Origin of the sequence: Imperialibacter roseus (genome assembly GCF_032999765.1) — a bacterium.
GTDB classification, from domain to species: Bacteria; Bacteroidota; Bacteroidia; order Cytophagales; family Cyclobacteriaceae; genus Imperialibacter; species Imperialibacter roseus.
In genome coordinates this window covers 28,493-50,936 of sequence record NZ_CP136051.1, presented here as the reverse complement: position 1 = coordinate 50,936, position 22,444 = coordinate 28,493, and the positions used below count along the sequence as shown (strand labels likewise).

The following is a 22,444-nucleotide window of genomic DNA, read 5'->3' as shown; positions in this document are numbered from 1 at the left end:
TGCAGGAAACGGCGGCTATTTCATTATGTTAATTTGACACTTTAAGCGATCTGGAAAAGCCCAAAAGTTGTATATTACTTTCCAACATCTACTTACATGAAAAACCGTTACATCAAAGGAGTGCTTTTCTCTCTCCTACTCCTGACAACTCATGCATTATTATCGCAGGGCTCGTTCCAAGTTGTCAACCTCAAAACAGAGTATGCCTCCACCCCCTTGGGCATTGACGTGGAAAAGCCTCGTTTCAGCTGGCAAATGCAGAGTTCAGACAATTCAAGGGGGCTGAAGCAAACGGCCTATCAAATCGTAGTGGCTTCGGAAAAAGGAAATGAGGTATGGAACTCTGGCAAGATCGAGAGTGATAAAGCGTTAGGCGTTACATACGGCGGTGCCATCCTCCAGCCCACCATCAAATATAACTGGACGGTAACCTTATGGGACAACCAAAAAACAAGTGCCTCGGCATCTTCATGGTTCGAAACAGGTCTGATGAATGCTGACCCGAATCTGTCAGCCTGGAGCGGTGCCACCTGGATAGGGGGAAGCGATGATGATTTGGTCTTCTACTCCCATTACCTGTCGGTCTTTAAACTAAGCTACCAACTTCAGCTAGATGAAGCGTCCGCTTCAACTAAGGCTGGATTCATTTTCGGTGCCAACGATAGTCGGCTCATGGACAAAGACATGAACATCCTGGGCGTGCACAGCGGTGAAAATGAAAGCTATATCAAGTTCGAACTGGACATTTCAAAAGTAGATGGCACACCAGCAGGTTTGGCGAGCTTTAATATTTACAGGGTAGGTTATTCGCCTGAAGACAAGGCTGATGTTCCATTCAAACGGTATCAGCTCCCTCTTTCGCTCGTTAACAACGCCAATAAGTACACCCCACATACATTTTATGCCGACTGCAACTTTGGTGTGTTCGAAATTTTTTTGGATGGCGACGACGCAGAGCATCTGATCACCAAAAGCGACGACCCCAACCCAAGTCCCTTTGCTCCCAGAGGCTTGAACCTTAATCCAGTAGGGTTGGGCAATAACTTCATCAGCTTTCCCATGGTCGCTGATATTGGATTCTCCACCGACAGAGGACAAAAGGCTTCTTTTTCCGATGTTGAAATAAAGAACTTCCGCTTTCCGTCCAATGCTCTTTTCAAAGAAAATCTCGCATCCATCGCAAGCTACAAAGGCGTGTTTTCAAGCTTCCTTAACGGTACAAAAACGGGCTTTAGCATTGCGAACGCCGCTTATGTTGTAGATGGGGCCACGGTGATAGCCGATCCTGGCCGAAATGCGACACCTATGCTCCGAACCAAATTTTCGGCAGAGAACAAAACCATCGCCAAAGCAAGACTTTATGTGACAGCCCGGGGCATTTACGAAATGTATATCAACGGCCAGAGAATCAGCAATGATTACTTCAACCCAGGTCTTACACAGTACAACAAAACCCACATGTACCAAACCTACGACGTCACTGATAAGATGATTGCAGGGAAGGCCAATGCGGTAGGTGCCTGGCTGGCGGAAGGCTGGTGGAGCGGCAACATTACGTACAGCGGTGAAAGTTGGAACTACTTTGGAGACAGGCAGTCGCTGCTCGCTAAGCTGGTCGTTACCTATGCCGACGGAACTGAGCAGGTAATTACAACAAAGCCTGACACCTGGAAGCTTTTCACAAATGGCCCTATTAGAGTCGGTAGCTTTTTTCAAGGGGAAGTGTACGATGCGACATTAGAGGAAAAAATAAAAGGATGGGCCAAAGCCGACTACAATGACGCTAATTGGAAGCCAGCAGTGAAAGTTCCTTTGGAGAGCACAGCCTACATAGGCACCTTCCCAGGCAGAGGCGGGCCAACTACCTTCGACTATGACGACCTTCAGCTAGTCGGTCAAATGGGAGCCAACCCATCAATCGTGAAGACGCTGACTGCTAAAAGTGTGGAAGAAGTAAGGCCTGGTGTATTCGTGTACGACATGGGCCAAAACATGGTCGGCTTCCCCAATATTTCACTGAATGGCAAAGCCGGTGACAAAATCACTTTGAGGTATGCAGAAGTAAAATACCCGTCACTTGACGAATACGGCAACAACGTGGGCATGATCATGCTGGAAAATATTCGGGCAGCACTAACGCAGGATATTTGGATATTGAAAGGAGGCGACGAAACCGTCCAGCCAAGGTTTACTTTCCACGGTTACAGGTTTCTGGAGATCACGGGCATTGAAAAAGCACTGCCGCTGGAAAGCGTAAAGGGCATGGTAGTGAGTTCCATCCAGGAGCTTGCCTCCAGCTATCAAACCTCCAACGACCTGGTGAACAAGCTCTGGGAAAATATTACCTGGTCGATGCGGGGGAATTTCCTATCGATCCCAACGGATACTCCGGCCCGGAATGAAAGAATGGGCTGGAGTGGGGACATCAACGTATTTTCAGGTGCTTCCACCTACCTGGCCAACAACGACCTTTTCCTTCGCAGGCATTTGCTGGCGATGCGAGATATTCAAAGAGAAGATGGTCGCTTTACTGACGTAGCACCTGTGGGAGGTGGCTTCGGCGGCACCCTTTGGGGAAGTGCAGGCATCATTGTTGCCTGGGAAACTTACAGGCAGTATGGCGACTTGGAGTTGCTGAGAGAGCACTACGACGCTATGAAAAAATACGTAGCCTTTCTTCATTCGAGAACTGATCCGAAAACGGGCATTATTAACGAGGGCCCATTGGGCGACTGGCTGAGTCCGGAAAACAACAAAAACGACAACACACTGTTTTGGACAGCCTACCAAATATATGACCTCGAAATATTGGCAAAAACAGCCAATATCTTAGGTCACGCCGATGAAGCCAAAACCTTTCTTGCTCAACGGAACGAGCGTAAGGCTTTCTTCAATACCAAATATATCGACAAAGCCACGCACAAAACAGTTAAGTCGGGGTTCAGGGCGCCACGATTTGGCCCCCCTGGCCAAACCCCTGACGACGACACCTCCGACGAAGGACAGCCCATGGACACACAGGCGAGCTATGCTATTCCTTTAGCACTGGGCGCATTCAACGAAGAAAACGTACCCTACGCCATCCAATACCTGGCGGCAGCTGTTGAACGCCAAAACACAGACGACGGTGGAGCCACCCGACCAGCTTACTCGCTCATGACCGGATTTATTGGCACGGCCTCACTCACCGAAGCCCTTTCAGAAAACGGCAGGAGTGACCTGGCTTACAAGCTACTGCAGCAAACCAGTTACCCTTCCTGGCTCTATTCCGTCGTTAATGGAGCCACCACCATCTGGGAGCGACTCAACTCCTACACTGTGGAAAATGGCTTTGGTGGCAACAATAGTATGAATTCCTTTAACCATTATTCTTTCGGAGCTGTGGGTGCGTGGATGTACAACTATTCTCTTGGCATCCAAAGAGACCCCGATAGCCCGGCTTTCAAGCATTTCATTCTACAACCCACTCCTGACCCCAACGGGCAAATGACCTGGGCGAAAGGATATTATGACTCGATGTATGGAAGAATTGAAAGCAGCTGGAAAGTGGAAGGCAACAAACTCAGCTACACCACTACCGTGCCCCCTAACACTTCGGCAACACTCTATTTGCCTACCAACTCATCAAAAGACATTACAGAAGGAGGAAAGTCGATCAACAAAAACACAAAAGGGGTAATTTTTGTGAAAATGGAGAATGGAAAAGCGGTGTTTGAATTGGGTTCGGGCAGCTATGAATTTGTGATTGCTAAATAGCTAGTTTACAACGATTAGCTAAAGCTCTATTTGCTAACAAACCTGAATAGAAAAGACAAGGCAAAAAGACTCAGAATCAAATAAGAAATTGCCTTGCTCGATGAGCAGACCAAAATTGATGAAATAATGTTTATCATTTAGAACTGCCAGCACAGAAACCCTGACAAGTGCATGCGCTAAGATTCATCCTCCAATTTACCTACTCTTTTGGAGAGTTTGAATATCTCCTGCATCAGCTCCTCTTGTCGTGAGTTGGTTTGATTAAAATCACGTCGGAGTGATACCATTTCTTTATTGAACGATTCCATTCCCTCTTTAAATTCCTTCTCCATCTTATCGGTTCGGGAGATGTACTCCATCAAAAGCTCGATTATCTTATCTTCATTTTTCATCTTAAGAAGTCAAAACCGAATTGAATAAACTTTAATATAGAAAAAAAACTAACCTCAACCTCACACCGATTTCCTCTCTATAAACCGAAAGTCGTTCTTCACCTCAATGGGCTTATTCTCTAACATTGCCTTCGCTGCCAGCTGGCCCATTTTGCGAAAATCAGTCGTAATCACAGAAATGCCGTCGCTAAGCACTTCTTTCAACGGGGTATCATTGTAAGAAATAATGCCAACATCTTTGGCCAGCTCCATCCCATTGGCCCGCTGAAGCTTGATCAGGTTGACAAGATCGCTTTCTTCAATGACCACATAAGCTGTGTTTCTTTCAATAACATGTTCCGAACCTATTTCACTGATAATTTCGTGGGGCAGATTGCTGAACCCGCAAAACCTTCGGAAACCTGTGACAATATCTCTGGTGTAGGGATAGGTTTCGTTTTCGGGAAACACAAGAATAAGCTTTTTGTAGCGGCTCAGCTTTTCCTGGGCTTCCGACAGGGCATTATAAATATCCATTTTGAAGTCCTGGTAAACGCAGCCACTAAAGTGATTTACTCCTTCTATGCGGTTATCCAGAATGATTATTTTCTCCCTGGGTATTTTGGATAGCAAAGAATTCAGCTTTTCCACATTCAGGTCGGCAAAATGAGGCATTATCACAAAATAGCTGTAGCCAGTGAGGTGCTCTGTAAGTATCTTCTCGAAAAGTTCGAAATCGCAGTGGTAAACAAAAAAATCAATATGCGCCTTTTCCCCCAACTCCTGTGCAATGGAGTTGTATATCTCCTTCTTATAAGTACTCAACTTATTGAAGAGCATGAGCACCTTGAGTTGCGATTTAGGTGCCGAGTTGCTGATATAGTATCCCTTGCCCTTCACAGCCGCTATCACGCCAAGCTCTTTCAGTTCATTGTATGCCTTCTCCACTGTATCCCGGGCAAGAAGGTAATCGTAGCTCACCTGATTGATGGATGGCAGCTTCTGTCCATACTTGATTTTGCCAGCTTCAATACTGGAAATAACGCTGCCTACAATCTGCTTGTACTTAGGCACACTCGACTTCTCTCTGATATCCAGCAATAGCTCTTCCAACGCACTATTAGGGTTTATTCACCAACAATCAATGTTACAAATATATTAAACACAAAAAAACCACCCATGCAGTATAGTGCATGACAGTGATACAGCCACAGATGTTGACTTTTGATGTACAATGTCCCAAAACGGATGTCATGCTGCGCCTGTCGAAGCATTTTCTTCACGACAGCGCTTACGGCAAACTGAAACCGACATTACTTAATTTGTTTGTATCAAATCACACAATTCGAAATACAATGAGTGCACCCACAAAAACATTCAAGCACGTTAACTACCTATGGGACGACGCAAAAGCAGCCCAGCTAAAAGGAGATGAAGTTGCCCTCCTCCTCTATCGCTCCAACATTCTCGGTGCCGATCTGCGCATCACCAACTACGGCGGCGGCAACACCAGCTGCAAAACCATGGAGAAGGATCCGCTAACAGGTAAAGAAGTAGAAGTGATGTGGATCAAAGGATCCGGCGGAGACATAGGCACGCTTACACGCAGTGGATTGGCCGGGCTTTACAACGACAAGCTCAGGTCACTGGAAAATGTGTACCGCGGCCTTGAGTTCGAAGACGAGATGGTGGCACTTTTTAACCACTGTATCTACGACCTCGACTCCAAAGCACCTTCCATCGACACGCCACTGCACGGCTTCCTGCCTTTCAAACATATAGATCACCTGCACCCCGATGCAGCCATTGCTATTGCAGCATCTAAGGACGGTGAACAAATAACCAAAGACCTTTTCAAAGGGCAGATTTCGTGGGTGCCATGGCAGCGACCCGGTTTCGACCTGGGTCTGCAGTTGAAGCAATCGCTGGCAGACAACCCTGGCATAAGAGGCATTATGTTGGGCGGCCACGGGCTGTTCACCTGGGGCGACACAGCCTATGACTGCTATATCAATAGCCTTGAGGTAATTGACATGGCGAGCGAGTACCTGGAGCAGAACTACGGCAAGACAAGGCCGGTTTTTGGTGGGCAAATACTGGAGTCCCTTTCTCCTGAAAAGAGAAAAGACCAGGCAGCGCAACTAGCCCCGGTGTTAAGGGGCCTTGCGTCAAGCTATGATCGCATGGTTGGCCACTTCACTGATGATGAAAAGGTGCTGCAGTTTGCCAATAGCAAAGACCTTGAGCGCCTGGCTCCTCTCGGCACCAGCTGTCCCGACCACTTCCTGAGAACCAAAATCAGGCCGTTGGTGCTCGACTTACCAAAAGACGCAGACCTGAGTGACAAAGCGGCCATCAAAAAGCAATTGGAACCCTATTTCCAGGCGTACAGAGAGATGTATGCGAAATATTACAATGAACACAAGCGCAGCAATAGCCCGGCCATGCGTGATCCAAACCCGGTCGTTATTATCTGGCCTGGCGTGGGCATGTTCTCTTTTGCGAAAAACAAGCAGACAACAAGGGTGGCATCGGAATTTTATATCAACGCTATCAACGTGATGCGTGGGGCCGAAGCCATTTCTGAGTACGTAGCCCTGCCTTTGCAGGAGGCTTTTGATATCGAGTACTGGCTATTGGAAGAAGCCAAACTGCAACGCATGCCTAAAGAGCAGCCCATGTCCCGCAAAGTGGCGCTCATTACCGGAAGTGCTGGCGGTATTGGAAAAGCCATTGCTGACAAGTTGGCCGCCGAAGGCGCCTGTGTGGTCATCACTGATATCGACGAAGACAGGGCCGCCGCAGCCAATAAAACTTACAAAAGGGACGTGTCGACCTACGCAAAAATGGACGTCACAAATCCAGAAAGTATCAAAGTGGCGTTCAAAAAAGCGTGCCTGGAATTTGGAGGCGTTGATGTTATTGTGAACTCAGCTGGATTGGCGATCAGCAAGTCAATAACTGATACATCGGAGCAAGACTATGACCTGCTGATGGACGTGCTTACCAAGGGACAGTTTTTGGTGTCTCAAGCGGGTGTCGACATTCTGCGTGCACAAGGGCTAGGCGGCGACATCGTGAATATTGTCAGCAAGAACGCACTGGTTTCCGGGCCAAACAACGTGGTGTATGGCTCCGCCAAAGCTGCACAGGCACACATGAGCAGGCTACTGGCAGCAGAGCTTGGGCCTGAGAAAATCAGGGTAAACGTTGTGAACCCGGACGCTGTAATTGAAGGCAGCAAAATATGGGAAGGCAAATGGGCTGAAGGCCGTGCGAAGGCCTACGGCGTAACGGTAGAAGAATTGCCTGCTTTCTACGCTAAGCGTACTTTGCTGAATGAGATCATCGGCACGGTAGACATTGCCAATGCAGTCTTCGCATTTACCGGCGGCTTGCTTAGCAAGAGTACCGGCAATATATTGAACGTCGACGGCGGCGTGGCTGCTGCTTTCGTCAGATAAAAAGTAAAACCCTCCAAGGGTTGTAACCTCTTGGAGGGTTAGCAAATCGACATTTCGAATTAGGCCTTTCCAACCAATCCCGTAGGGATGACATATTGGTACCCCATGATCACAAAAAACAATATCCTCGAAAATAACACGGCCAAAAAAGCGCTTCACCAAAAGCGCTTCACCCCCGTCGCCGACACCCTCACCGACCAGGGCATCGACGTAGAATCGATACTAAAAAAACTCGACACCTTCCAAATCGCCATCCCCAGCTGGGCACTTGGCACGGGAGGCACCCGTTTCGCACGCTTCCCGGAAGGTGGAGAGCCTCGCTCTCTGGAAGAAAAGATCGAAGATGTCGGGTTACTGCATATGCTTAATGCTTCCAGCAACGCCATCAGCCTGCACATTCCCTGGGACATTCCAAAAGATGCCAAGGCCATCAAAGAACTAGCCTCCTCTCACGGGCTGCTTTTTGACGCTGTCAACTCAAACACCTTTCAGGATCAGCCTGACGCCAAAGTGTCGTACAAATTTGGTTCGCTGTGTCATGTCGACAAGCACGTAAGGGATGAAGCCATCGCCCACAACAAAGAGGTGATTGATCACGGCGTGGCGCTGGGTTCCAAAGCACTCACGGTTTGGTTGGCAGACGGCTCGTCGTTTCCGGGCCAACTGAATTTCAGAGAAGCACTGCAACGCACGCAGGATTCTCTGCAACAAATATATGACCACCTTCCCGCCGACTGGAAAGTGCTGGTGGAATATAAGCCTTACGAGCCCTATTTTTATTCAATGGTGATACCCGACTGGGGCACCTCGCATTTGCTGGCGAGCTCCTTAGGCGAAAAAGCTTTGAGCCTTGTCGACCTCGGCCACCATCTGCCCAATACCAATATCGAGCAGATTGTAGCCATTCTCATGATGCAGAAAAAACTTGGTGGCTTCCATTTCAACGACTCTAAATACGGAGACGACGATTTAACCGTGGCCAGCATCAAACCTTACCAATTCTTTCTTATCTTCAACGAACTGGTAGACGGTATGCAGAACACAAAGAACCCCGAACTTTCCTGGATGATCGACGCCAGCCACAACCTGAAGGATCCAATCGAGGATTTGATTCAGGCTATTGAAGCGATCAAAATTGCGTACGCCCAGGCCCTCATTGTTGACAGAGCGGCGTTGAAAAAGGCCCAAGCCACCAACGACGTGTCGGCAGCGCAAGAAGTACTGCAAAATGCCTTCCGCACTGACGTAAGAGCCCTGGTGGCAGAATCCCGCATGCGCATGGGTGGTGCCTATGATCCACTTCGCACATTTCGAGAAAATCAGATAAGAAAAGAACTCATTGCCAAACGGGGATTGAAAACTGTTGCTACCGGACTCTGATATGGGAAAGCCAGTCACGCTGATATTTGACATTGGGAAAACGAACAAGAAATTATTTCTTTTTGACGAGGATCTCTCCGAAATTAAGCATGAGTATATTCGCTTTGAGGAAATTCCTGATGAAGATGGATTTCTCTCGGAAGACCTCCCGTCACTCGTTAAATGGATAAAAGATAGCGCTGACAGGGTATTTAATAACCCTGACTACGAGGTCAAGGCGGTCAACTTCTCCACCTACGGCGCTTCGATGGTTCATCTGGACGAGAAAGGAGAGTTAGTCACCCCTTTTATCAACTACCTGAAGCCTTTCCCTGAAGAGTTGCTCAATGACTTCTTTTCGAAATACGGCCCCGAAGAAATGTTTTCAGTGTCTACCGCCAGCCCATCGATGGGAATGCTTAATTCTGGCTTGCAACTGTATTTTCTTAAATACAAAAGGCCCAATGCATTCAAAAGGCTCCACAAGAGTCTTCATTTTCCACAATACCTCAGCTATCTGTTTACAGGAAATCTCTCAACAGACTTTACAAGTCTGGGCTGTCATACCGGGCTTTGGGATTTCGGCCAAAACAAGTATGCCGACTGGCTGGAAAAAGAGGATCTGGTGCGCTACCTTACCCCTCTTGAAGAATCAACCAAAACAACCCATGTCGACATAAATGGAAACTCTGTCAATGTGGGAATCGGTGTTCACGACAGTTCCTCCGCATTGGTTCCCTATATCCAGGCCAATGATGACCCATTCGTGCTCATATCAACGGGCACGTGGAGCATTTGCATGAATATTTTCAACGACAAGGTGTTGACCGCTGAGGAGTTAAAGGCTGATTGTTTGAATTTCCTCTCAGCCAAGGGCATCTCCATCAAAGCGTCTCGATTATTTTTAGGGAAACACCTCAGCAACCAGGCAAAGCTCTTGAGCGAATTTTTCGACATTGACTATCAAACTTATAAGACTGTTGCCTGGAAGAAAGATTTCAAGACAAAGAAAAAAACAGACAAAGAGCTTTTGTTTGATCACAGTGTGCTGCATCCCGAACGATTTGGGTTTGTAAACAACCCCAAACAAGATCTTTCAATTTTTGAGAGCTACGAAGATGCTTATTTCCATCTGATGGACGAATTGACAGATTTGCAAATTGCTTCTCTCAAACTGGCCATTGGAGACACCGATATCAAAAGAATATTTATTGATGGGGGCTTTAGTTCCAACGAAGTGTTTGTAAAGATGCTGGCCGACAAATTGCCCACTTATAAAATTTACTCTACTTCTTTTGCTCTCGGCACTGCACTGGGTGCTGCTTTGTTGGTAAATTACCGAACGATCACCAAGGAATTTCTTAGTAAGAACTATAACGTTAAAAAGCATTCTCCCTCGAGCTAGTCCATGAAAGTTGCCCTCTTCATTCCCTGTTACGTCGACCAATTCTACCCTCAGGTTGGCATTGCCACTTTGGAGCTACTGGAAAAACTGGGCTGCGAGGTGGATTACCCAAGGAACCAAACCTGCTGTGGCCAGCCGATGGCGAACTCAGGCTATGAGTCAAAAAATGAAAAGATTGACGAGCTCTTCATCGATAACTTTGCAGGATACGATTACGTCGTTTGCCCCTCGGGTAGCTGCACGCTCCACATAAAAGATCATCTGCATTCCACTAGCAGAGAAAACGAAGCTGGGCTAATTAGAAACAATGTGTATGAATTGGTAGAATTCCTTCACGACATTCTGAAAGTTGATAAACTTGAAGCTGCATTTCCACACAAAGTGGGCCTTCATGCCTCATGCCATGGGCTGAGAGGCTTAAGAATTGCGGCGGCTCCGGAGCTGAATATTCCGCCATTTAATAAAACAGCTACCCTCCTTCAAAAAGTGAAAGGGCTTGAGATGGTCGACCTGAATATGCCAGGAGAATGCTGCGGCTTCGGTGGTACGTTCGCCGTTGGGGAAGAAGCGCTGTCTGTGAAAATGGGTAACGACAGAATTAAAGACCATACGAGCCACGAAGCTGAGTTCATTGTGGGTAACGACATGTCGTGCCTGATGCATCTGGAAGGCATCATCAGTAGAAACAAGATGAGGGTGAAGGTGATGCACGTGGCGGAGATCTTAAACGGAGTATCAGCATGAGCCATAGTAGCAACACCGAAACTTTCCTCAAAGACAATAAAAAAGTCGATTGGCACAACGAAACGCTTTGGTGGGTGCGGAGCAAGCGTGATGTATCGAGCAAGCAGATACCGGAATGGGAGCAGCTACGGGAACTTGCGTCCGGCATCAAAGACAGCGTACTTTCCAACCTCGCCAGCTACCTGGAGGAGTTCGAGGAAAATGCCGTAGCCAATGGCATCAACGTGCATTGGGCTGCCGATGCCAAGGAGCACAACGAAATTGTCACCTCCATTCTTCAAAAACACAAAGCCCAAAAGCTGGTAAAAAGCAAATCGATACTCACAGAAGAGTGTCACCTCAACGAGCACCTGGAAGCGCATGGGTTTGAGGTGGTCGACACCGACCTTGGGGAGCGCATCATCCAGTTTGTGCGGCAGCCTCCCAGCCATATCGTGATGCCTGCCATCCACTTAAAAAAAGAAGACATCTCCGAAATATTCCACGAGCACCTACAGACAGAAAAAGGTAACAACGATCCACAATACCTGACGGAAGCCGCCCGGCAGCACCTCCGCAATAAGTTCATGGAGGCCGATGTTGCCCTGACAGGGGTGAATTTCGGCATTGCAGAAACCGGCGGTTTTGTCGTGTGCACCAACGAAGGCAATGCCGACATGGGCGTGCACCTGGCACCTGTTCACATTGCCTGCATGGGCATCGAAAAGCTGATTCCGAAGCTGGAGCATCTCGGAGTTTATACCCGACTGCTGGCACGCAGCGCTACGGGCCAACCCATCACCAACTACACCAGCCACTTCCACCGGCCACGACCAGGCCAGGAAATGCACATCATTCTGGTAGACAATGGCCGCACGGAGCAGCTCAGCAGGGAGAAGTTCCGCAACAGCTTGAAGTGCATACGCTGCGGCGCCTGCATGAATACCTGCCCGATCTACCGCCGCAGTGGTGGCTACAGTTACGACGCAACAGTGCCCGGCCCTATCGGCTCCATCTTATCGCCGGGAGTGGATTTAAAGAAGCACCAATCGTTGCCCTTTGCGTCTACTCTATGTGGCTCCTGCAGCGACGTGTGCCCAGTGAAGATCAATATCCATGAGCAGCTCTATGAGTGGCGCCAAGTCGTTGCCGATGAAAAACTGGACGGAGCCGGGAAAAGAATTTCGATGACATTCGCTGCCAAAGTGCTCTCTTCGCCATCGCTCTACAACATGATGGGAAGGCTGGCCAGGAAGTCGCTGGCGCTACTGCCAAAGTCTCTAATCAACAACCCGCTCAATGCGTGGGGCAAGCAGCGAGATTTGCCGGCACCACCCAAGGCCAGCTTCAAAGAGTGGTACGCCAAAAACCGGAAATCATGAGCAGCAGAGAAAAGATATTGAGCAACATCCGCAAGCTGGAACTTGAGCCAAAGCCACTGCCTGAAATTCCAGCATTTGAGATCAGTAAAGACCTTGAGGCTACTTTTACCTCTTCACTGGAAGCCAACCACGTAACTGTTATTTCATGTAGCAGTGAAGAAGAGGTCAAAGCCGCAGTTGATGCACAGACCAAGACCTACCAACAGGTGGTTACCACACTGCCTGACATTTACTCTGCTGGAATAGATTTAGCCACAGTCAAAAAGCCCTCGGACTTGCGACACGTAGACGCTGGCATCATTGCCGGAGCATTCGGCACAGCAGAAAACGGAGCCATTTGGGTGCCGGAAGAACTGGCAGGGATAAGAGCCTTGCCATTTATTGTGGTGCATTTAATTGTGGTAATCGACCGCAAAACGTTGGTAGGCAATATGCACCAGGCCTACAAAAAAATTGAAGAAATTCCTGGCTTTGGCGTCTTCATCGCTGGCCCTTCTAAAACGGCTGATATCGAGCAGTCGCTGGTGATAGGAGCCCACGGGCCGAAGAAGATGACGGTGATTATTTACTGAGAGGTGGAGCCACCAGCAATCGCTGTAGGCACCAAATAACTCCGACCAACAGCCGTCGTGCCCACAACTTCTCCTGACTTCATCATTTTACCTTAGAAAATATCAATAAGTTCCTTATTTTAACATTGGAGTTGTTTTTTGAGGTGTCTTGAGTGTCCCAGGAGCTGTTTTTTAGATTTGTGCCATGTTTATCAGGCAGAAGAAGAACACGTCAGGTGTCATTAGTGTGCAGGTGATCGACAAAAGTTCGGGTAGCTATAGAGTGCATAAAACCATAGGAAGCTCTTCGAGTAAATCTGAGGTTGACACTTTGACGATCCAAGCTAAAGAATACGTTCGTTGTTATGGGGGCCAATCTGTTCTTGATTTCAATGTTGGCACTGACGGGCATTTTTTCAAAGCTGTTTATGACAATATCGAGCAGCTACAATTACTGGGGCCGGAATTAATATTAGGGAAGCTCTTTGATGAAATAGGTTTTAATAGAGTAAAGGGAGAGCTTTTTAGACACTTGGTCATCTCCAGATTAGTTTATCCTGTTAGCAAGTTAAAGACCATTGATTATCTTCAGAAGTACAAAGGCATTAGCCTTCATGTCAATGAAGTTTACCGGTTTATGGATAAACTTCATTCCCAGGACATAGAGCAGATCAAAGCAATAAGCTTCCATCATACTGTGAACATCTTGGGTAAAAAGCTGGGAGTTGTCTTTTACGATGTAACCACTCTATATTTTGAGGCTGCTGACGAAGATGACTTGCGAAAAGCCGGTTTTAGCAAAGATGGCAAGCACAGTAACCCACAAATAGTGCTGGGGCTTTTGGTGGCAGAGCAAGGCTATCCACTCGATTATGAGATTTTTGAAGGCAATAAGTTTGAAGGCCATACGATGCTTCCTGTCATAGAAGCTTTCAAAAACAATACAATGCCCAACAGTTCATTGTAGTTGCCGATGCAGGTCTTATGTCAAACAAGAACATAACCACACTACAAGCAGCAGATTACAACTTCATAATAGGAGCCAGGATTAAGAATGAAAGTGAAGCTATCAAACAAAAAATCTTTACATCAGGTCTTAGTGATAAACAATATGTAGAAATAGTCAGGCAGGATGGCTTACGGCTAATCATCCAATATTCTACCGCAAGGGCGGCCAATGATGCCAAAAACAGATCCAAGGGGTTAGAACGTCTTAAAAAGCAATTGAACACGGGCAAGCTCACCAAAAAGCACATCAACAATAAAGGCTATAATAAATACCTCAGGCTAGAAGGAGATATAAAGATCACCATTGATGAACAAAAATTTAAAGACGACTCAAAGTGGGACGGCCTGAAAGGATACATCACCAATACACGACTGGAAGCTCAAACAGTCATGGACTATTATCGCCAGTTATGGCAAGTCGAAAGAACATTTAGAATAACGAAAACCGATTTAAGGATAAGACCGATATACCATTACAAGAAAAGAAGAATTGAAGCCCACATCTGTATCGCTTTTGCTGCCTGTAAGCTTTACAAAGAACTGGAACGGAAGCTAAAAGATAAGAAGGCATCAATCAGCGCTGAAAAAGCCATCGATATTATGAAAACGATATTCGGGCTGACTTTAAACATGCCGCAATCTCAGGAAACCAAACTTATGCTCCTTGATAAAACCCCAGAACAAAAAAGTCTTATCCAATTATTCCAATAAGGTTGGGTGTCCCAGTGATGAAGTCAGGAGTGCGGAGCAGGGCAGCGATTTTTCTGACTACCAGAGGGTGATCCCAGTGGCGGCTGGACAAATTATGGTGGCCAGCAAGGTCAACTCCAGCAAGTTAGATGGCAAGCAGGAGATGGAACGGCTCTCAGCCCAGTCAAAGATTTTCATCTCAGAACAAGACTTTCTCTTTGAACAGGCAATGGAAAGCCTCGCCAATGCAAGTATCAGAACGGTAGGCCCTGATTGGCAGGCTTTACGATCATATCGGCTTTAATAGCATACCACAAGACTTATTCCGTCATTTGGTCATTGCCCGCCTGGCTTTTCCACTCAGTAAACTCAAGACAGCAGAATATCTTTATCGTTAACGGGGAGTTGACCTGGGGCAGATGCTACTGCGAGTTCTGGTTTGTCAATTGCGTTTGCGGTGAGTGATGGCCCCGCCACGGTTGATCGGGCTGTTGTTACCTTTACAGGCGCCGGTGTAGTTACGATTGTGGCAGCCCAGGAAGGAAATTAGACTTACAACCCTGCCAGTGCTGTCGTCCGAACTTTTGAGGTGGTCAAAGCTACGGCTGAAGTTACACTGTCTCAACTGGAACAAGTGGCCGATGGCTCACGAAAAGGAGTGCTGGTTTCCACCAACCCAGAAGGGCTCAAGGTTGAGGTTACTTACAATGGATTGGCCGAAGCACCGTCGGAAGCGGACACCTATAACGTGGAGGCTGGCATTGTGGAAGAAAACTACCAGGGTAGTGTGGAAGGCGTGCTTGCCCTGGAGGAAATTGAAACAGGAATCGGCTGTGATGAGGAATATATTGTTGTTTTTCTTAACCCTGTATCAAAAGAGCTTACAATTGATATCAAGTATGAGATGAACAGTAGGATTTACCTTTTTGATATGCTTGGTAGGAGAAGGCTGGAGAAGGTGCTGACTTCCGAAAGAACGGTTTTAAATCTACAACATCAGCCTGCTGGAATCTACGTTCTGGTAATTGAAAACGAAAGAGGCAATGTCTTGAAACAAGTGAAAGTAAGAAAAGAGAAGTTGCTCACGATCATTTGAATAGTTGGCCCCTCGATGCGGGTCAAATCTGGACCAAAATCCCCTGGCATGATGCGGAAGTTTATGTGAGGGGTGGGAGTTTGAAGAGGATGGGGTAGATTTTAAATCATATACTTTTTGAGAATGTCGTTTTATTGCCAATCACTAAGGTATGTCGCAGCTGTTGCTCTTTCGTTGATTTCTCTTCAAGGCAGTTTTTTACTAGTAACGATTTAAGATTCACAAATCTTTGTTGGCAAGGTCACTTCTGGTGGTATAATTCCACAGCTATTTAATTAAATAATACTGTTGATTTTAAGGTAAAATCAACATATTTAGGGCCCACTAGTTTGTAGTTAATTAGAGCTGATTCGAATTTTGAGCCTTACCAATGAGAAAAAATTCTACCCTGGGTAATCTGTTGATATATATTGTATTGCTCGTCTTTTTTTCTAACAGCCAATTGTTTGGCCAAGATGCCTCAAGCTGTGGCGAAGCGGTTACGGCTGTCACAGGAGTCAATACCATTCCCGCTACAGAGCAAAGCGAATATTGGTATACTTATATAATTCCAAATGATGGTAAGCTGGTAGTTTCCTCTTCAACCGACCTTTGGGTAAATCTTAGCTACAATACTTGCGAAAATAGATACTATGCTGGATCAGGTATTGGAAATGCAAGTTTTGCTGACGCCACTGAAGGTGAGGAGGTTTTTATTTACTGGAACCTGGAAAGCGGCGGCGGCGACTTTGAATGGAGTATTGACGTAGTTGAACTCGATGAAGGAGACAACTGTGCTTTAGCGAAGGCCGTTGTCACAGGAGAAAACTACGTGCCAGCCACCTATGGATCCTACTGGTTCAGCTATCAAATGCCGGTTGATGGCAGAATTGTGGTTGAAACGCCTGGCCTTGTTACTTTTGAAATTTTGCATGGTAACTGTACTGACGACTATTTATACTGGGATGCTTCTTCCTCCTCTGGTGCCTCAGTTTCGTTTGAAGCCAATGAAAATGTAATAGTTAGATTTAGGGTCGAAGAGGGAGGGGATTTCAACTGGACTTTTAGTGTTTTGGATCTGGCAGATGGGGATGTGTGCGATTTTTCAACGGAAGCTTCTGTCGGAGTTAATTATATCCCTGAAGGGTCAGGGAAGATTTACTGGTTTAAGTACACCAAAGCAACTGAAGGGAAAATTGTACTTGACACATCACCCTGGAGCACAGTCAACGCCTATTCGGGCACTTGCGACAATTTGGAGTTGATTGATAGCCAATATCGGGGTTCGTCACTAACTGATGTTGAGCTTGGAACTGAGTTGTACATCGCTGTTTATACACGATTTAGCACTGCGACAGAACTTGTGATTGAGGAATCCCCCTTAGAGCCTGGCGACGGCTGCAACTCTACATCGATGGTAATCGAAGGAACAAATAGCCTGCCACAAACTGACTACTACAAATACTGGTATGAGTTCACAATGCCCAGCGAAGGTAGATTGGATATTACTTCGGAAACAAATGCTTATTTCACCGTGTATTCCGGCGATTGTGACCTTCTTAGCTATGAAATAGGTGGCTATGGGCAAGTCAGTGTCACAAGTTTAAGCCCGGGTGAAAAGGTTTGGATTGTTTGGGATACCGGCAGCTATGATAACTTTGACTGGGATTTGACTATCAGTGAGCTTTCGTCGGGAGACAATTGTTCTTTAGCGGAGACGGCGGTTGAAGGGATTAATCATGTGCCTGAAACTACCTTAGATTATTATTGGTACACTTATACAATTCCAAGTACCGGTAGATTGACAATAATGTCTGAAACAGACAAATGGGTTAATGTTCAGTATAATAATTGCGAGCAACTTTATGGCTTTGTATCCGGATATGGCGGGGCGTCCAAGCCAGTCTTTGAGGCTGGAATGCAGCTTTTTATCAAATGGGACACCGGCAATGGAGGCGATTTCGATTGGAGCATAGGCATACAGGACTTTGAACCTGGGGATCTTTGCGAGGCACCGATTGACGCAATTGAGGGTTCCAATACATTCACAACTGGTAGATACGTTGATCAGTGGTATCGCTTCGTGATGCCCAGCAATCAAAAACTTTCATTAATCAGTCCAGATCAAAATTCGAGTTGCTCTATTTATATAGGTAATTGTGTGAGTTTATATTACCAAAGCGGTGGCTCAAAGGGTGCGTCTGCCGTCGGACTTGAGTCTGGTGATGAGGTGTTAATCCGATGGTACGGTTACAATACTTTCGATTGGATCCTAGTTTTGGAAGACTACGAGGAAGGGGACTATTGTGAAATTGCCAAAGAAGCAGTAGACGGCACGAACGTGCTACCAGATAGCAAGAATCAATACTTTTGGTATAAATATCAAGCAACTAAATCTGGAAAGCTGGTCATCAATTCAAACGTGTGGAAATATGTAGATGTTTTGTCGGGTGACTGTGAAAACTACTATTGGCTGACTTCCGGATATGAAGACTTAACTGTTCCTGAGGTTTCTGAAGGTGACGAAATGATGATCAGATGGTCAGCCAGCCCCGGAGGATTTTCTTGGGATATCTCCGTTGAGGAACCGCAATTGGGAGACAAATGCACCTTGCCTGCCACAGCTCAAATTGGTGTAAACTCGATGCCTGAAATCTCTTCCTACTATTGGTACACCTTTACTGTTGAGGAGGAGGGGATGTTGTCAATTCGCTCTGAAGGTGAAGATTATGTAAGTGTCTTGTCAAACAACTGCGACTACCCAAACACGCTGGGCTCCGGTTATGGAAATGTTGATGTGGAAAATGTTGAAGTTGGTGATGAAGTATTGATAAAGTGGAATTACAATTCTGGAGGAAATTTTGATTGGGCACTAAGTTATAAATCGCCAGCTGACGGGGATATTTGTTCTTTGGCGGTTGAAGCCCAGGAAGGGACCAATTCCATTGCCAATACCTACTCTTTTTACAAATGGTATAGTTTTACTATGCCCAGGGACGGTAAACTGACTATTGAATCAGATGCGTATGCCGACATTACTGTGTACTCTAACTCTTGTGAGACTCTCACTTATAGGGGCAATTACTATTATGGAAAAATATCAGTTCCATCTCTATATGAGGGTACACAGATTTTGCTTCGATGGTCGCTTGGTTATGAAGAAGGTTTTGATTGGACACTTGTGGTTGAAGACGAGGCGGCTGGAGATAGTTGCGATCTTCCCGAAACAGCAGTGGTCGGAACAAATCACCTGCCTGAATCGAACTTATCGTACTTCTGGTACAGCTATATAGCCCCTTCAGCCGGTAAGCTGAAGATATCAAGGGAGGTCTGGGGATCAGTAAACGTTTTTACCGGTACGTGTCAAAGCCTATCCTATTATGGAGGCGGTTATGGTAGCGAAGATTTGCTGGTGCCAGGGTTTAACGAAGGGGATCAGATATTTATTCAATGGTATCAGGCCTCTAATTTTGATTGGAGTCTGGAATTTTCACCCTACGAACCAGGCGATCGTTGTACCGATCCTCTGGAGGCAGTGATAGGAACAAATACGACCGATTCAGCTCCTAAATGGTTCAAATTCAATGTACCCGCAGAAGGCGACCTCACCATTTCCTCTATGGGCAACACAACAACAGACACCTATCTGATACTTTATCAATCCTGCGGGCTCGGCAGTTTTGCCTACAGCGACGATTTTGCAGGTACTTCCCAAAGTGAGATAACTGTTAATAGCCTGACTAAAGGAGAAGAAATATGGATTCTTTGGGATGATAACTACGGTATTGAAGGTTTCGATTGGACGCTTACATTCGATTCCAGTGTGGAGCCAGTTGATCAAACCATCACTTTCAATGAAATTAGCAACAAAACTTATGGCGACGAATTTGATCTCGTGGCTAACAGCGATTCAGACCAGGAAGTACTGCTGGAGGTCATTTCAGGTCCTGCAACCCTTGCAGGAACAACAGTTGCACTTATCGGAATTGGTGAAGTTACTATAAGAGCAAGCCAGGAAGGAGACTATTATTTTAACCCGGCTGTCTCTGTGGAAAGGTCTTTTAGCGTCAACCCTGCTCGCTTGACCTTACGGGCCGACAATAAGACCATCACCTTCGGAGACCCTGTGCCATCTTTTACCTATTCATTAACAGGTTTTGTAAATGGTGAAAACGCTAGTGTTATTGCAGGGGAAATTAGTGTGACCTCAGAGGCAGGTGATTCGCCAACGGCCGGGCAATACCCTATTATTGTCTCAGGTGGATCAGCTGACAATTATAATTTCACTAGAATCAATGGTACTTTGACTGTCGAAAAACCAGCGCAGACCCTTCTTTTTGACGAATTACCAGAGAAAACTTTTGGAGATGGTGCATTTGAATTGTCTGCTACAGGAGGTGCTTCGGGGAACCCAGTTACGTTTTCAAGCGCCAACACTTCTGTTGCGTCTATCGATGGAAATGTCGTAACAATAACTGGTGGCGGCTCCACGACAATTACCGCCATACAAGCTGGAGACGAGAACTACAAAGATGCCTCAGTCGAAAGACAATTCATAGTCAACAAAGCCAGCCAGACCGTAGAGTTCGCTGAGCGTAACGAAAAGATATTTGGCGATGAGGCTTTTCCCCTCTCGGCAGCCGCTTCCTCAGGATTGACCGTTTCATTTTCAAGTTCTAACACCGCCGTGGCGCAGATTGAAAATGGAATACTAAATATAAAATCTGCAGGCGAAGCTACTATTACTGCGCTTCAGCCAGGTGATGGTAATTATAACTTGGCGACAGCCACACAATTGCTTGTCGTCAATAAGGCATCCCAGGCAATAACCTTTTCGGAAATTGGACCTACCGTATGTGTATCCAATGGTGCCTTAACACTTTCGGCGACAAGTTCGTCGGGGTTGAGTGTTTCCTACAGGGTAACGGGCCCTGCTTCCCTTTTAGGCACAGTATTGACTTTAACTGCTCCTGGCCAGGTTGAAGTGACTGCCTCTCAGGGAGGGAACATAAACTACCTGCCTGCCGAAGATGTCACGATAGGGTTCGAGGTGGTTGATGATACTGAGCAGAGAGCGGAGCAAACCATTTCGTTTTCTCCTATTGAAGACAAAACCTTTAGAGATGATCCATTTGAATTAGTGGCAACGGCATCTTCAGGTTTGGACATTACTTTAACAATTGAGAACGGCCCGGCTACAATTGACGGTTTTGTCGTCACATTAACAGGGGCTGGCAGCGTAACTATTGCTGCTAGTCAGGCAGGGAATGAGGAATACGTTCCAGCCCCTGAAGTAACTCAAACTTTCATGGTGGGCAAGGCTACGGCAACCATTGCCCTTAGCGACTTGCAGCAGAGAGCTGATGGCACTCCCAAAACGCCAACTGTAGTTATCGACCCTGCATTCGTTGACTATGTGGTCACTTTCGTTGGTGAATCGGACGAGCCTGTGGAACCCGGGAGCTATGAGGTAGTGGTGGAAGTAGAAGATAACAACTATCAGGGGAGCGTCAGCGAAACTTTCTTGCTGTTGGAAGCATTGGGTGTGAAACATGGAGATTTGGAGCTTGACATAAAAGCATACCCAATTCCGGTTGTTGACTATATAACTATTGAAATGGCTGGCTCAACAAATAGAAATCAGACAGCCCACAAGGTCGTTAGACTAATTGACTTACTGGGCCGAGAGTCATTTCGAGGTTCTTTTGCTGGAGATAAAAGCACGATTGACCTCACCTATCATGCAACTGGTATCTACCTCCTTATTGTGGAAAGCGAAAAGGGCGAAGTACTGAAGAGAGTGAAGGTGAGGAAGGAATAAGCGCATCTCGCTGTAGTAAGCAAAGCAATTGACGGTCGGCTAAACCTGAACCAAAATCCTCTGGCACGATGCCGAAGTGTATGTGCGGAGCGGGAGTTTGAAGCGGTTGGGGGTGATTTTCCACAGGTGTGAGTCCTTGAACCGCTGCTTTTGGTTCAAGTAGTTATTTATTCATGTGTTTGATATTTTGCTGAACGCAAAGGGAGGGTAGCGCCGTTGACCGGCGCCGCAAATTCCTGCCGAACATTGATGAATTTGAATAATTACCGTGATTCTCCATGAAGAAAGCGATCGACTTTGTCGCCCTGCTACTGGCGGCTGTGCTAAGTGTTGCAGGTCAACCAGCCCAAGTTAACGCCGGAGAGGCCATTCTACCTGCCGATTGGAACCCCAAACTAGCGGCTGATTTGGTGATTGCCAACTTAATTAAAGTCACCAGCCCGGAGGCCAAGGGAGCTCACGATGCCTCCTTTGTGATTGTAGGGAACCACGCCTACATAGCTACCATGATCAACGATGTGCAGCCCGGCGAAAACCCGGAATGGCCCTACGTTTACGATGCTCTTTCAATTGTAAATATTGAGACGCAAAAGGTTGGCCGAATCATTCCGTTCGTAAAAGGAGGGCAGGTTTTCGACAATGCCACACTACCTGAAGGAGCATGCTTTGTGCCCAGAATTATACAAATAAACAAAAGCTACATTCGATGCTTTTTCGCCAGTGAAGAGCCAGGCAAACGCCAGTCACAGGTATGGTACATTGACTTTGATCTCAAAAAAACAAGCTTTCAGAAACCAAATCTATTAAGCCAAAATCAAGACAGCCGATGGCGTTTTTGA

At 46.5% G+C, this 22,444-nt stretch carries 13 protein-coding genes and 1 pseudogene; 12 read left to right on the top strand and 2 right to left on the bottom strand.

Annotated elements, in window-relative coordinates:
* Window positions 1-96 precede the first annotated feature (96 nt).
* Complete coding sequence (locus RT717_RS00165) at window positions 97-3,756, top strand: family 78 glycoside hydrolase catalytic domain (protein ID WP_317489723.1); 3,660 nt, start codon at window positions 97-99, stop codon at window positions 3,754-3,756.
* Window positions 3,757-3,932: 176 nt separating this feature from the next.
* Here RT717_RS00165 and RT717_RS00160 read toward each other — a convergent pair whose 3' ends face one another.
* Complete coding sequence (locus RT717_RS00160) at window positions 3,933-4,148, bottom strand: hypothetical protein (protein ID WP_317489722.1); 216 nt, start codon at window positions 4,146-4,148, stop codon at window positions 3,933-3,935.
* A gap of 60 nt (window positions 4,149-4,208) precedes the next feature.
* Window positions 4,209-5,240: a GntR family transcriptional regulator gene (locus RT717_RS00155; protein WP_317489721.1), complete on the bottom strand. Its 1,032-nt coding sequence runs from the start codon at window positions 5,238-5,240 to the stop codon at window positions 4,209-4,211.
* Window positions 5,241-5,482: 242 nt separating this feature from the next.
* Here RT717_RS00155 and RT717_RS00150 point away from each other — a divergent pair, with 242 nt between their 5' ends.
* From RT717_RS00150 to RT717_RS00095, 11 genes and pseudogenes are all read left to right on the top strand, one after another.
* A complete protein-coding gene (locus tag RT717_RS00150; protein WP_317489720.1) occupies window positions 5,483-7,591 on the top strand; it encodes a bifunctional aldolase/short-chain dehydrogenase in 2,109 nt (702 codons plus the stop codon).
* An 87-nt stretch (window positions 7,592-7,678) separates the two neighbouring features.
* Complete coding sequence (locus tag RT717_RS00145; RefSeq protein ID WP_394854115.1) at window positions 7,679-8,971, top strand: TIM barrel protein; 1,293 nt, start codon at window positions 7,679-7,681, stop codon at window positions 8,969-8,971.
* Window position 8,972: 1 nt separating this feature from the next.
* Entirely contained in the window at window positions 8,973-10,355 is a 1,383-nt protein-coding gene (locus RT717_RS00140; protein ID WP_317489719.1) for an FGGY-family carbohydrate kinase, read from the top strand.
* Between the two features lie 3 nt (window positions 10,356-10,358).
* Window positions 10,359-11,099, top strand: a complete 741-nt coding sequence (locus tag RT717_RS00135; RefSeq protein WP_317489718.1) for a (Fe-S)-binding protein — start codon at window positions 10,359-10,361, stop codon at window positions 11,097-11,099.
* Window positions 11,096-12,460: a lactate utilization protein B gene (locus RT717_RS00130; protein WP_317489717.1), complete on the top strand. Its 1,365-nt coding sequence runs from the start codon at window positions 11,096-11,098 to the stop codon at window positions 12,458-12,460. Before RT717_RS00135 ends, RT717_RS00130 begins: the two co-directional genes overlap by 4 nt.
* On the top strand, window positions 12,457-13,032 hold the full coding sequence (locus RT717_RS00125) for a LutC/YkgG family protein (RefSeq protein ID WP_317489716.1): 576 nt from the start codon (window positions 12,457-12,459) through the stop codon (window positions 13,030-13,032). The genes RT717_RS00130 and RT717_RS00125 overlap by 4 nt, the downstream gene beginning before the upstream one ends.
* A gap of 184 nt (window positions 13,033-13,216) precedes the next feature.
* A pseudogene (locus RT717_RS28625) lies at window positions 13,217-14,730 on the top strand (IS1634 family transposase).
* Window positions 14,684-15,013, top strand: coding sequence for a hypothetical protein (locus tag RT717_RS00110; protein WP_317489713.1), 330 nt, complete (start codon window positions 14,684-14,686; stop codon window positions 15,011-15,013). The pseudogene RT717_RS28625 and the gene RT717_RS00110 overlap by 47 nt, the downstream one beginning before the upstream one ends.
* Before the next feature lie 285 nt (window positions 15,014-15,298).
* Window positions 15,299-15,805, top strand: coding sequence for an MBG domain-containing protein (locus tag RT717_RS00105; protein WP_317489712.1), 507 nt, complete (start codon window positions 15,299-15,301; stop codon window positions 15,803-15,805).
* Window positions 15,806-16,175: 370 nt separating this feature from the next.
* Window positions 16,176-21,605: an MBG domain-containing protein gene (locus RT717_RS00100; RefSeq protein WP_317489711.1), complete on the top strand. Its 5,430-nt coding sequence runs from the start codon at window positions 16,176-16,178 to the stop codon at window positions 21,603-21,605.
* A 278-nt stretch (window positions 21,606-21,883) separates the two neighbouring features.
* Window positions 21,884-22,444 carry a hypothetical protein gene (locus RT717_RS00095; protein WP_317489710.1) on the top strand — a complete coding sequence of 187 codons (561 nt, stop codon included), beginning with the start codon at window positions 21,884-21,886 and terminating at the stop codon, window positions 22,442-22,444.